8 protein-coding genes and 8 tRNA genes are annotated in these 13,855 nt (G+C 29.7%); all 16 read right to left on the reverse strand.

Annotated features, from left to right (window positions below; all coding sequences use genetic code 11):
* Nucleotides 1–231 precede the first annotated feature (231 nt).
* The 16 genes from CRU95_RS02995 to CRU95_RS03070 all read right to left on the reverse strand — a co-directional run bounded on the left by CRU95_RS02995 (nt 232) and on the right by CRU95_RS03070 (nt 13,854).
* Entirely contained in the window at nt 232–1,620 is a 1,389-nt protein-coding gene (locus tag CRU95_RS02995; RefSeq protein WP_129099666.1) for a P-loop NTPase fold protein, read from the reverse strand.
* A 165-nt stretch (nt 1,621–1,785) separates the two neighbouring features.
* Nucleotides 1,786–1,874 (reverse strand) — tRNA-Ser (locus tag CRU95_RS03000).
* Between the two features lie 30 nt (nt 1,875–1,904).
* Nucleotides 1,905–1,981, reverse strand: a tRNA-Thr gene (locus tag CRU95_RS03005).
* A 12-nt stretch (nt 1,982–1,993) separates the two neighbouring features.
* Nucleotides 1,994–2,070: transfer RNA gene (locus tag CRU95_RS03010), tRNA-Met, on the reverse strand.
* 15 nt (nt 2,071–2,085) lie between these two features.
* Nucleotides 2,086–2,162 (reverse strand) — tRNA-Met (locus CRU95_RS03015).
* A 16-nt stretch (nt 2,163–2,178) separates the two neighbouring features.
* Nucleotides 2,179–2,254 (reverse strand) — tRNA-Lys (locus CRU95_RS03020).
* 13 nt (nt 2,255–2,267) lie between these two features.
* Nucleotides 2,268–2,344 (reverse strand) — tRNA-Gly (locus tag CRU95_RS03025).
* Between the two features lie 7 nt (nt 2,345–2,351).
* A tRNA-Leu gene (locus CRU95_RS03030) sits at nt 2,352–2,438 on the reverse strand.
* Between the two features lie 16 nt (nt 2,439–2,454).
* Nucleotides 2,455–2,529, reverse strand: a tRNA-Gln gene (locus tag CRU95_RS03035).
* Nucleotides 2,530–2,624: 95 nt separating this feature from the next.
* Complete coding sequence (locus tag CRU95_RS03040) at nt 2,625–4,640, reverse strand: dynamin family protein (protein WP_129099667.1); 2,016 nt, start codon at nt 4,638–4,640, stop codon at nt 2,625–2,627.
* Complete coding sequence (locus tag CRU95_RS03045; protein WP_129099668.1) at nt 4,637–6,973, reverse strand: dynamin family protein; 2,337 nt, start codon at nt 6,971–6,973, stop codon at nt 4,637–4,639. Before CRU95_RS03045 ends, CRU95_RS03040 begins: the two co-directional genes overlap by 4 nt.
* Before the next feature lie 152 nt (nt 6,974–7,125).
* A complete protein-coding gene (locus CRU95_RS03050) occupies nt 7,126–7,857 on the reverse strand; it encodes a fumarate reductase iron-sulfur subunit (protein ID WP_013136461.1) in 732 nt (243 codons plus the stop codon).
* The gene (locus CRU95_RS03055; RefSeq protein WP_129099669.1) at nt 7,857–9,842 is read right to left on the reverse strand and encodes a fumarate reductase flavoprotein subunit; all 1,986 of its coding nucleotides are present in this window, start codon (nt 9,840–9,842) and stop codon (nt 7,857–7,859) included. Before CRU95_RS03055 ends, CRU95_RS03050 begins: the two co-directional genes overlap by 1 nt.
* Complete coding sequence (locus CRU95_RS03060; RefSeq protein WP_129099670.1) at nt 9,842–10,633, reverse strand: fumarate reductase cytochrome b subunit; 792 nt, start codon at nt 10,631–10,633, stop codon at nt 9,842–9,844. The genes CRU95_RS03055 and CRU95_RS03060 overlap by 1 nt, the downstream gene beginning before the upstream one ends.
* 237 nt (nt 10,634–10,870) lie before the next feature.
* On the reverse strand, nt 10,871–12,373 hold the full coding sequence (locus CRU95_RS03065) for an NADH-quinone oxidoreductase subunit N (protein ID WP_129099671.1): 1,503 nt from the start codon (nt 12,371–12,373) through the stop codon (nt 10,871–10,873).
* Entirely contained in the window at nt 12,373–13,854 is a 1,482-nt protein-coding gene (locus CRU95_RS03070) for a NuoM family protein (protein WP_129099672.1), read from the reverse strand. The genes CRU95_RS03065 and CRU95_RS03070 overlap by 1 nt, the downstream gene beginning before the upstream one ends.
* Nucleotide 13,855 lies beyond the last annotated feature (1 nt).

The raw sequence follows: 13,855 nt of genomic DNA on the forward strand, positions 1-13,855 counted from the left end.
TATTATTTTTTGTTTAAAAGCAGATAAGTTTTAAAAAGTAATTAAAGGGTGGCAGAGAGCAAGGGATTCGAACCCTCGGAGATTTTCAAAATTAAACCTTTTTAGATATAAAATCTAAGTAAGAGAGAACTCTAGGCTATGTTTAAATAGTGACTATGACTGTCATAAAAAAGGTATTTCTGTATAGAAATCTATTAGAAAAAACTTAGGCACCTTTTTTTCTTTAATATTTTATGTTGAATAATTTTCTACAAAATCAATATCAGATAATATTTCGGATAGTCTTGAAATAAAAAGGAATGATATCTTTCCGTCAGTATCAAGTCTATTTCTAATATTATATTTTTTAATTTCTAATTCTTTTAAAATTTCTTCTAAAGTTTCTTCTGTAAATGGAATATCAGTATAATCCATTACAATAGATCTTCTTTGTTCATCAGGGCTTAAGCAAATATTGTTAAAAATTGTGCGCAAATTATTAAATTTCGATTTTGGTACACTTGCACCAAATAACATTGCATATATAATTTCTTTTTCCTGTAATAGTTTTTTTAGTGAAGTATTAGATGCAATATCTTTTATAACTTGAAAAACTTTATTATCTTTTAGTTGTTGATATTTTTCTGGATAATATACTTTAAGTGCTATTAAAAAACCTAGAAGTTCTCTTTTATATTCACTTTCATAATTTTTTGTGATAATAATCATTTTATAAAAAGATAATGTTTGTTCTATAGTTCTAAGATTTGCATTGTTTAAAGCAGAAATTTCTGCAAATAGATTAATAGTTCGGTCACAGTTTATAGAGAATGTTTGATTTGCTATATTTTTCGTATATGATGCAATATTTCTTACTGGAAGATTTAAACTTATATCTACAAATTTTCTAAGATAGTTATCTACATTAATTTCACTGCTAAATACCGATGCTACTGAGTTCTTTAGTGCTTTTCTATCTACTGCAAGTATGAAAATAATATTTTTAGTATTAAAAAAATGTTTTATTGTCTCGAGGACTCCAATTGTATAGTCAGGTCTACATCTATCTAATTCATCTATAAAAATCACAAGAGGTTTTTCAGTAGACTCTTTTATGTCATTAGTAAATTCCTGCAAAGATTCTTTAAATTTAGAAATTGACTTTTTTGATTCTTGATATTGTTCTACATATGAAGCTGTTATATTTCCAATACTTTCTCCAATATCTTTTTCTACATCATTATCATCTAAATTTAATGATATTCCAGTAGTTAACTTTACACCTAGTTTAACTACATGTTTTGCTATTGGTGCAGCATGTTTTTTTACTCTTGCAAATCGTCTTTGAATTGGATTTTCTAAATTTTTCTTTTTTTCAATAGCTGTAGAAATTTCACCAATAATGGTTAAGAATGGATTTTCTGTAAAATCATTCTCCCAAGCATTAAATGTAATGCAAGTATATGAATTAGTTATTAAATGTGTTTCCCACAATTTAATAAAAAAAGACTTGCCAGAACCCCAAGGTGCTTCAAGACTTATAACATATGATTCCGTAATACTATTTAATAGCGTTGTGAAAAATTCAATATCTTGATCTCTTTCTAGATTATCTATAGTTGATGTATGTTTTATTAGCATAGTATTGTAATTCCCAATAATAGAATTTATTATTTTTATAATAACCCAATAATTATAAAATATAATTTAAAAGGTAAAATTGATAAATATTAATTTAAAAAAAGAAATAAAACTTCCTGACAAAAATTTTTAAAAGAAGATAAGTTTTTGAAAGTAATTAAATAGTGGCAGAGAGCAAGGGATTCGAACCCTCGGAGGCGTGAACCTCGCCGGTTTTCAAAACCGGTCCATTCGACCAACTCTGGCAACTCTCTATATTTGTTATTAGTGTGTAATTTATAAAATGGAGCTGGTGAAGGGAGTTGAACCCCCGACCTGCTGATTACAAATCAGCTGCTCTAGCCAACTGAGCTACACCAGCGTGTGTTAGAAATGGTGTCAAGAGGGAGACTTGAACTCCCGACCTCCGGCTTATGAGACCAGCGCTCTAGCCAGCTGAGCTACCTTGACACTATGGCTAAATTTTGGTTGCGGAAGCAGGATTTGAACCTACGACCTTCGGGTTATGAGCCCGACGAGCTACCGGACTGCTCTATTCCGCGGTATTAAAAATTGTAATGGTGACCCGTAATGGATTCGAACCATTGGCCCCCTCATTAAAAGTGAGATGCTCTACCAACTGAGCTAACGGGTCATTACATAAAAAGTGGAGCGGGAGACGAGACTCGAACTCGCGACAATCTGCTTGGAAGGCAGAAGCTCTAGCCAACTGAGCTACTCCCGCTCTTTTATGGTGCGAATGATCGGAATCGAACCGATACTCCGAAACCGGAATGGGATTTTAAGTCCCACGCGTCTACCTATTCCGCCACACTCGCACATAAAAAAACAATTTGGATGGGGTAGCAGGATTCGAACCTGCGAATATCGGCACCAAAAGCCGAGGCCTTACCACTTGGCGATACCCCAATCAAAATGGACTGAAATAATATTAAAAAAATGCAATATTGTCAATAGTATTTAGCTTAAATCTATCTAAATTTGGAAATTTAAGATAAAACTTATTAAATTTCATCTTTTATCTTTTTCAAATCCTCGATTTTATCTATATATTCACCTTTTCTTGATTCAACAAAGTTTATTCTCTCTTCATTTATTTCTAGATATTGTTCTTTTGAATATTTTATAATTTTAAATAAATAGTTTCTTTTTGAAGTTAAAAAGTCTTCAATTTTTTCAAATCCAAAATTTGCTTTTAATTTTGTTAGTATCTCATCTTCTCTTGGATGATATACTGTAAATTTTGTTGGTTCTTTTTCATATAATATTATTGATTCAGCTATTTGTTGTTCAAAGTGAGCAATAGTAGCTTGTGTCGTTTGAATATAGCTATATGATAAGGCACCATTAAAATATGCAAACTTTTTTCTAAGTGCTGAAATATTTTCTAATATTGCTCTATGGTATGAAATTAGTACATTTTCATAAACTTTTGCTGCAAAGTGTCTTGTTGTTGAAAACTCTACATCTGAAGCAACATCTCTATTTTTTTTAATTAATTCATACGGTTCTTGCCATCTGTGAACATTACTTTTTATTGTTCGATAAACATCTCTAAATGATTCGTCTGCACTTAGTTCTATTTGTTTTAAATCTTTAATTGATTTTTTAAACATTTTGTCAATTGTTTGGTCGTCATAAAATAGGTTTTTATATACATTATCACTGTCTATCCAATATGTATTGTATTCTATTTTTGCATAGTTTTCTTTATTTAAAAAGCCTGTTTTATTTTCGTATCTATTTGCTTTTACTGTTTTGATATTTTTAAATGTTTCATGTGCCATTTTTTCCATAATAGCTTCTAATGAGTTGTAAATGGCAAATAGCTCTTTAGAGTATTTTTTGTGAATATTGTCTAAGGCATTTAACACATCATTTTCTGATGATTTCAGAATTTCTACTAGATTATCATATACTCCTAGGATATTTTGATATTCACTTACTAAAATATCGCAAATCCCCATAAGGTCTCTTTTAATAGCAAACTCTTTTGATTCTAAGGCTTGAGGTCTTATTGTATTTTCTATAAAATCGATTACTTTTTGTATATTTGATTCTTCTTGAAGTTTTATATTATCTTTTGAGTCTTGAAGATTTATTTTTGATATTTTATTTTTATATTCTGTAAATTTATTTTCAAAAAAGTTTAAAGATTCAACTTCGTTATTTTTTAAATCATTTTTAAATTCACTGATGAATTTTTCATATTCATCATTCATTAAAACATCTTTATCATGAGCTCTAGCTTGAAGTGCCATTTTAGCTGAGATGGGAGTAACTTGGGCAAAATATTTAGAGAATTTTTCCCTTACATATTTTGTTGTAGTTTCAATTTGTTCTTGGGTAAATTTGTCTTTTTGATTAAGTACACATAGAGATTTATTTTTAAATTGTTCCATATACTCTTCTAGTACTTCTGCTTCAGATTTTTTACCTGCATTATCTATAAGTGTTAGCCAAATAATACCACCCACATCTCTTAGTACTTTTCTTGTGGTATCTGTATCACTTTGACTTTGAGAATTAAGTCCTGGAGTATCTACAAAAGAGATATCTTTTAATATGTCCATAGGCGCATAAAGTGTAAGATACTTGATCTCACTCATCTCACTCTTTCTTTGATCTGTAAAGTCAGCTATTGCTTCAATAGGGGCATATTCTTGAGCACCTGAGTAATAAGTTATTTTTAATTTATACTCTTCTCCATAATTTAAAAAGTTAACTTTTGAAGTAACAGGAGTAATTCCTGTTGGCAAAATATTTTTTGAAAGTAGGGCATTTAAAAATGTAGATTTACCTGAAGAAAATTGTCCAGTAATTGCAACTTCCATAGGGTATCTTGCTCGTCTTAATTGTTTATCTAATATAGATTTTAATTGAAAAGATGGGTGAAACTTTTCATCCATAAGCTTTACACTTACTTTTTTTATATCACCTACTAATCCAGTTTCAAATACCTCTTCTTTTTCAAAAAACTTATCGCTGTACTCTTTTACAAAACTATTTAAGATACTCATGCTTTAAGCTCCCTACTAAATGTTTCAAGTTTTTTGACTTTTTTGTGAATTTCTATAGTTAATTCATCTTTTTGTGAGTCATTTTCTTCAAATGAAGAGATTCTGTCTTGTAAAGCTTTTTCATCTTTTATTAATTTTTTCTCAAAAACTTTAAGTGGTTCAGAAATTTGTGTAAAGAAATTATCAATTAAAATTTGTGAGACATTTTGAGCTTTTTCTTTTATATTTTTTTCGATTGGTTCAAACTCTTCTTTTATAAACTCTTGTAAATTTCTATCTAATTCACCTAGTTTTGAATCTTTACTTTTTGAAACTTCATTTGTTATTTTATTTATTAATACCTCATTTGATGATGTTAAAAACCCTGTTTTAAAATCATTTTCAAAGAATCCTCTAGCATCAAAATTTTCATTTTTATGCCCAATAGTAAATCCCATTTCTTGATATTTTTGTTCAAATACTTCACCAATATTCTGAGACTTTTTAATAAATTTGTATCTATAGTCTCTAATAACATCTACAATTCCATCTTTTATAGCTGTTTCAACGATACTTTTGATTCTTTTTGACTCTGGTCTTTTCTTAGTCTTTTCAAAAGAGTATTTAACATCTGAAAAAACTCTTTTTCTAATAATCTCTTGTAAATCTAAAAGCTCATTTTCCAAAAATGTTTCTAAGGTAAGAATATAACTTTTGGCATCATTTTTATATACAACAATGTCTTCATTCATTGCTTCAAAAATTGATTCATTTGTAGATTTTTTCTTTGCAAAGTCCTTTAAATCTTCTTCTAATTCTTCTTTTGATTTACCTAATAAAATCAATTCATAATTAAAAGATTTTATCTCTTTTTCTATTGTTTTTCTAAGTTGAGTTTTAATACCTTTTATTATCAAATCAGTTTTTGAGGAGCTTTTACCAAATAGTGTTTCTTCAAGATAGTTTTCAATGTCTAAAATACCTGTATCTTCTACTTTAAAGCCAGCATCTAATGCTTTCTTTTCTCTTCCTGTTCGATGGTACAATGCCATCATTCCAGAAATTGGTATAAATTTTATATTTCTAAGTATATAATCTAGCTGGCTATCTTTATTTTGAGCTTTTAATTGAGCTTCAATGGAAGTTTTTGTGTAGTCTATTACTTCTTGTAATTGCTCTTTTTCAACAGTATCTGCTCTTGTTATTACGATTAAAAGTTTTGTTATATTTTGATAAAGTAGGGCGTCTATTATAAACTCTACATCTTTTAATGTCGCACTTTGGGATACATTCATTAAGTGAATCATTAAATCACATTGATTTAAATACTCTTTTGTTATCTCTTCTCTTTGAATTACAGGGTCATCTAATCCTGGAGTATCAACGATTTCTATTCCATCTTCTAAAAATCTTAAATCAGATTTTAGTTCAACATATTTTACTAAATTACATTTTTTACCACTGGCTTCTGCTGATGTATAAGCTGCAAGATTATTAATATCAACTTTTTCGCTATATGAATCTTCTTGTATATAATTATTTATTTCATCACCAAATATTTTTTTAGTTTCATGTACAAACTCTTTGATTGACTCTAATTGTTTTCCTGATTGTTCAATTCTATTCCACTCTTCTTTATTCCAATAAAAAACATTTGCTTCTGGTGTACCATGCTTTACAATAGTCAAATTTGCTGTTTCTGGAACTACTGCACTACCTAGAATCTCTTTTCCCATTAGAGCATTTAGCATTGTAGATTTACCAGCATTCATAACACCTGTAATTCCTATTGAGAACTTCTGATTTTCTAGATATTCTTTTGTATTTGCTAATTCTTCTTTATACTCTTGTGATTGAAAAATTTCTTCTAATTCTATTATTAGGTTTTCAAAATCAATTTTTATTTCTTTAAATGATTTTGATTCATCAATTTGAATATGATCATCTTTTGAATCTTCATCACAAAGTCCTAGTTCTTTAGGATCAAAAAGAGATATTAGTTTATTAAAATTTGAAGAGTCTAAAATACGCTCTTTTTTTAGATACTCTAAACTCTCATGAAGTTTCTCAATTTGACAGTTTTTTGTATCATTTTCAATTGAATCTATTATGCAATATTGTAGTTGATTTAACTCATCTAAACTTTTTACTTTTTTGTTTGTAACATGGGTAATTAATTTTTTAAAACTATCTAATGATATATACTTTTCATAATCTTTTCTTGTAGGGGCTAGTACTAATGCTGCTACTTCAAAAAACTCATCTCTATTTTTGTAGTGCTCTGTTCCATATGTAATTTTCTGCTCACAAGTTTTACCATGATAAAGCAAAAAATAATCGTTAACTAATGACATTCAATCTCCATTAAAGGCTTTTTCTGTACACATGAGAAATAATTAAAAAATAAATTAATTTTAATACCCCTAAAATACAAAAAGTTAATTACCCATAGGATAATTAACTTTTTATACTTTTTATTTATACAAGAGAAAACTCTCTTGTATAATTATCTTAATGCTACTAATCTTCTTCGTAAATATGCAATTTTATTTTGTAATGGTAAATGTTTTGGACAATGATCTTCACATGCCATTAATGACATACAACCAAAGATTCCATTATCATCACCAACTAATTCATAAAAATCTTCAGCAGTTCTATTGTCATGAGGATCAACTTCAAATCTTGCAATTCTATTTAATCCAACAGGACCAACAAAATCAGGTCTCATTAACATTGTTCCGCAAGAAGCAACACAAATTCCACACTCAATACATCTATCTAATTCAAATGTTTGATCTGCAATATCTGGGTCAATTTTTTCTTCGATTTTTGTGATGTCTGGTTTATGATTTGTATGAATCCATGATTCAACTCTATTAGACATTGCATCCATCCATTTACCTGTATTAACTGATAAATCTTTAATTAGTTCGAATGCAGGCATTGGAAGTAAAGTAATAACTCCATCTGGATAATTAGCAATTAGTGTTCTACACGCAAGTGCAGGTTTTCCATTAACTACCATTCCACAAGATCCACAAATACCAGCTCTACAAACGAAGTCAAAAGATAAATCTGCATCATGCTCTTCTCTAATTTTCATTAGTGCAATAAAAAGAGTCATACCTGGTGTCTCTTCTAATTTATACTCTACATAATGAGGTTTAGAAATTTTACTTCTTGGATTAAATTTAAGTACTTTTATAGTAACTTCTCTACCTTTGTGGTCACTCATTATTTATCTCCTACTCTTTCATTTTTTTCTTTATAATTCATTGGTAATTCAAATGGCATAAGTGCATGTTGTAGCTCATGTCTATCTTTACCTTCTGCTTGCATTTTTTCAGTTATTTCATCAACTTGGGCTTGTCTTTTTGCAGATAAATCATTTTCAATAATCATCCCTTTAGCACCATAACCTCTAAATGCTGGAGGCATTTCCATCTTCATAATGTCTAATGGCTCATAAGTGATTTCTGGTTCGATTGCATTTTTATCTGGCCAAGAAGTTAATGTTCTATTTAACCAGTTCGCATCATCTCTTTTTAAATAATCTTCTCTATAATGTGCCCCTCTTGATTCAGTTCTATCTCTAGCGCCTTTAGCAACACATAATGCAATTTTTAACATTTTTGGAACTCTATAAGCTTCTTCAAGTTCTGGATTTCCAACTCTTTCTTTTGATTTAACAGTAATTTGTTTAGTTTTAACTAATAATTCTTTTAATTCATTAACAGCTTCTTCTAAGTGAGGTCCATCTCTAAAGATACCTACTTTTTGATCCATTAGATTTTGCATTCTATTTTTGATTCTAAATATATCTTCATTTCCATTGTAAGATAAAATCTCATTTAAATATGCATCTTCTTCATCAAGGAATTTTTGAACTGTTTTAGTACCAATTGTTACATCATTTTCTAAACAGAAATCAGCAAAATAATTACCAATAATCATACCAGCAACAACTGTTTCAGAAACAGAATTTCCTCCAAGTCTATTGAATCCATGCATATCCCAACAAGCAGCTTCACCACAAGCAAATAGACCTTTTAATGTTTGTGATTCACCAGTTGGTTTTGTTCTAATTCCACCCATTGAGTAATGTTGCATAGGTAAAACTGGAGCCCAACCTTTTGGACCTTCATCAGCTGGATCAATACCATTAAAGATTTGACAAATTTCTTGCACATCTCTTAAGTTTTTCTCAATGTGTTCACGACCAAGAATAGAGATATCTAACCAAATATGATCACCATATGGAGAAGGTACACCTTTACCATTTCTAATATGTTCAATCATTCTTCTTGAAACAACATCTCTTGATGCAAGTTCTTTTTTCTCAGGTTCGTAATCTGGCATAAATCTATGTCCATCTACATCTCTTAAAATTCCACCATCACCTCTACACCCTTCAGTTAATAAAATACCTGATGGTACAATTGGAGTTGGGTGAAATTGAACAGCTTCCATATTTCCTAGAGTTGCAATTCCTGTTTCAAGTGCAATAGCAGCACCAATACCTTCACAAATAACTGCATTAGTTGTTTGTTTAAATACTCTTCCATATCCACCTGTTGCGATACATGTTCCTTTAGCAACATAAGCTTCTAATTCTCCAGAAATCAAATCTCTTACAATAGCACCATAACATCTTCCATCTTCATGTATAATTGATACAGCTTCTTTTCTATCTCTAATATCAACTTCATGTTTTAAAGCTTCATTTGCAACACCAAATAACATTGTATGTCCTGTTGCATCAGCTGTATAACATGTTCTCCATTTTTTAGTTCCACCAAAGTCTCTTGATGTAATTAATCCATGTCTATCAGCATCTTCAGTAATTGTTGTTTTTTTAGCATTGATAACTGCTTCTCTTGCACCTTCTCTAACTCTTGTCCAAGGCACACCCCAACCAGCTAATTCTCTAATAGCTTTTGGTGCAGTATTTACAAACATTCTTGCAACTTCTTGGTCACATCCCCAATCCGAACCTTTTACAGTATCTGCAAAGTGTAAATCTTCATTATCCCCATCACTCATTTTAGAGTTACCTAAAGATGCCTGCATACCACCTTGTGCAGCAGCACTATGTGATCTTTTAACTGGAACAAGTGATAAAACTACTGTATTTAAGCCTTTTTTTTGTGCAGCAACTGCAGCTCTTAAACCTGCTAAACCACCACCAATAACTAATGCATCACAATAATTAATTTTCATTATGCCACTCTCCCATTATTTATTTTATATTCCATTACTTGTGCTGTTGGAGTATATCTTTCCCCAACTTTTCCTGCAGCTGCGTGATCCATACCAATTTTCATATAAGCTGCTAATGTAGCGAAACCTAAAACTAAAAAGAACACTGTAAGAATTTTTTTATAAGCTTTTAATTTTTTTCTTGAAGCTTTTGGATCTTTACCGTCAAACCATCCCCATTTAACAGCAAGTCTATATAATCCAATAGTTCCATGGAATTCAACTGCTAATAGTAAAAGAATATATAAAGGCCACATCCAGTTAGACCAAACTCTATCTGCACTTGCATATGGTCCGATTGCATCTGCTTGAGTCATAATAATATATAAGTGAACTGAACCTAAAAAGAACATTGCAAAACCAGTAAATGCTTGAACAAACCACAATTTTGTATCTTCATGAGCCATGCTATTTGCATGTGCTTTCATCACTTGATATTGTTTGAAATTAGCTGGTAATTTTCTCATACCCATTGCAGCATGTGAAATAAATACTACAAATACAAAAAATGCAATTGCAGAAACAATTATAGGTTGCCCCTCATTGAAAATAAAACTAGCTTCAAAGAATTTTGTAACTGAATACATAAAATCTTTACTGACTAAAATTGTTGAGACAAATAGCATATGTCCCCACATAAATAGACCAAGGAATAATCCCGTCGCACTTTGCAAATAATCTAATTTTGCAGGAGTTCTACTTTTCTTCCCTTCAACTGTTTTGCCTAAATAACCTTCTATTAGGTCACTCATTATCAATCCTTTGTGTTTAATTTATGATGGAATATTTCAAACAAAAAATTCCTTTTAAAACATAGCATCATTATAGCGAAGATAATCTTGAATAGAATTTTAAAAATTCAATTAATTCTATCTTAAATTATCTTTAATAATTTTTGCCTTAAAAAAAAGGTCGATAAAATCGACCTTTAAAAAATTAGTACTAAAAAAATAATTTTTAATACTAATATAGTAATTTATTGACAGTGTTTACTTTAGAAACAAAGATTCAATTGCTAATTTTGAAACCTCTATTATTGCATCAATATTTGGTGCAGGAATGAAAAATACTATAGCAGAACCTATACCACCCCATACAACTAAAGCAGCCAAAAACGCTACAATATATGTAGATATCCTTTTATCATTGAATCCTTCACTTGTACAAGCATCAGTTGCTGGATAAAAATACATCATAGCAATTAATCTAAAGTAGTAGTAAACAGAAATGATAGTTGCAATAATTGCAACTATTGTTAAACTTGCATATCCTGAATTAATGGCTTCTGTAAAGATATAAAATTTTCCAATAAATCCAATTGTAGAAGGAATACCTGCTAAAGAAAATAAGAAAATAGTCATAGCAGCTGCTAAGAAAGGTCTTTCATGTGCTAACCCTTTAAAATCTTCATATGTTACTCTAACTTTTGTCTCAGAAATAATATGAGAAATAAGTCCAAATGCACCAATTGCAGTTAATAAATAAGATATTAAATAGAACATAATTGCATAAGCATTGTCAATATTTTGTCCTAAAGATATAAATCCTAATAAGATATATCCTGTATGAACTATTGAAGATGCAGCAAGCATTCTTTTAATAATTTTTTGAGTAATTGCAATCCATGTACCATAAGCAAGTGTAAATATAATAAGTACATATAAAATAGGATCCCAAAAATTTTGAATAGTTGAGAATGTTTGTAAATATGCTCTTAAAAATAGTGAGAATATTGCTACTTTAAATGTAGATGCCATATATGCAGTTACTAGCATTGGAGCACCTCTATATACATCTAAAACCCAAGATTGGAATGGGAAAGCTGCAATTTTGAAAAGGAAAGTAAATAATAATAGTGTTATACCAATATAAATAAGATTTAAATCGCTTCCACTATGTGTTGTAATATAAGTTGAAATATCATTTAAGTTTGTACTTCCACTTACACCATAAATTAATACTGTTCCTAATAGGAAAAATGCACCAATAAATGAACCCAAAACTAAGTATTTAAACATAGCTTCAACTCTTTTAGCATCTTCACTTTGGAAACCAACTAATATGTATATTGCAAATGATGCAATTTCTAGTGAAATATAAGCAGTAATTAGCTCGTTTGAATTAGCAATTAACATCATTCCAAATAGAGCAAACATCAATACTGAAAAAAACTCACCTTTAAAATATGAATGTTCATAAAAGTAATGTTCACCAATTAGTACAATAAGTAATGTACCAAAAATCAATAATACACCAAAAAAGTTTGCATATGTATCAAAAACTAAAGCATTATTAAATAATTGATTATATGGTTTAACAGAAAAAAGATCACCAAATTCTGCAACAGAAAAACCTAAGGCAATTATCAAAAATATTGATGTAGTCGTAATAAAATGCTTAAGTGTAAACTTGTCATACATACTCATAAACATCAATACAAGAGCACCTACAAGTACGGTTAGAAGGGGTACTAGATATAAGAATTCAGTCATTATCTCATCACTCCAATTTTTAATATGTCATTTAAAAAGTGAGTTACAGTTGGCTCAAACTTATCAATGAATGGTTCTGGGTAAACACCCATTAGAAATACTAAGATTATCCATGGTGCTAAACCGATAATCTCTTTTATTTTAAGGTCTCTCATTTTTCTTGGTTCTCCAACTCTATCTTGTAAAATAGCTCTTTGGAACATCCATAACATATATGAAGCACCAATGATAACTGTAAGAGCTGAGATATAACCTAATGTATGATTAAATTCATAAATTCCAAAAATGATTAATAATTCTGAAACAAATCCATTTGTTCCAGGTAATCCAATATTTGCAAATAACATGATTGCAAATATGAAAGTAAATATTGGAGCAACTTTTGCAATTCCACCTAAGTCACTAATAGTTTTAAATTTAGATTCATCATGTAAAATACCAACAAGTAAAAATAAAGCACCTGTTGCAATTGCATGAGCAATGATTAAATATAATGCTCCATTAATACCGTAAGCATTTAATGAAAATATACCTGCTGCTATAAAACTTAAGTGAGATGCCGATGAATATGCAAACATTCTTTTAATGTCATTTTGCATTAGTGCTGCGATTCCAAAATAAACTAAACCAAATAATCCAATAAATACAAACCAAGTAGAGTATTCAATATAAATTTCTGGAAATATTGGAATCATAAATCTAACGATTGCATAAACTCCAAGTTTTGCCATGATTGAAGATAATAAGAAAACAGCACCAGTAGGAGCATTTTTATATGTATCCATAATCCAAGTATGTAATGGGAAAATTGGAATTTTAATACCAAAAGCAATAACAAATGTTAAAAATAAGTATACTTGCTCATGATAAGACAAGGTTGTAATTTTTGTAAAATCATTGTATTGGAAAGACCAAAAACCAAACTCGTTAAAAAATGTAACACCAAGGTAAATAATACCAATAAACATCAACAATGAACCAGCCATTGTATAAATAGTAACTTTAATAGTTGTAAATACTTTATCCCCAAAACCATCAATACCAATCATTAAGAATACTGGCAATAACATAACTTCCCAGAAGAAGTAGAATAAAATAACATCTAAAGATAATAATGCACCTGTAACACCTGTTTGTACAAGTAGCATATTAATCCAATAACCTTTTGTTCTACCTTCCCATAATAGTAAATATGAAGTAGGAATTAAAATAGCAATAAGCATTAAAATAGTTAAAGAAAAACCATCAACTCCGACATAATAATTTATACCGTAAGTTTGAATCCAAGGTGCATTTGTGACAAATTGCATTCCAGCATTTGGGTCAAAGTTGATATAGATTTTTAAAACTAATGCTAATACAACAGTAGTAGTTAAAAATGCTATATTTCTAACTGCTTCCACATTTGCTGTTGTAATCATCAAACCAAAGGCAACAATTGCTGGTAAAAATATAATAAATGATAAACTTTCTGCACTCATA

The organism is Arcobacter sp. F2176, from assembly GCF_004116465.1.
GTDB lineage: Bacteria > Campylobacterota > Campylobacteria > Campylobacterales > Arcobacteraceae > Arcobacter > Arcobacter siniprincipis.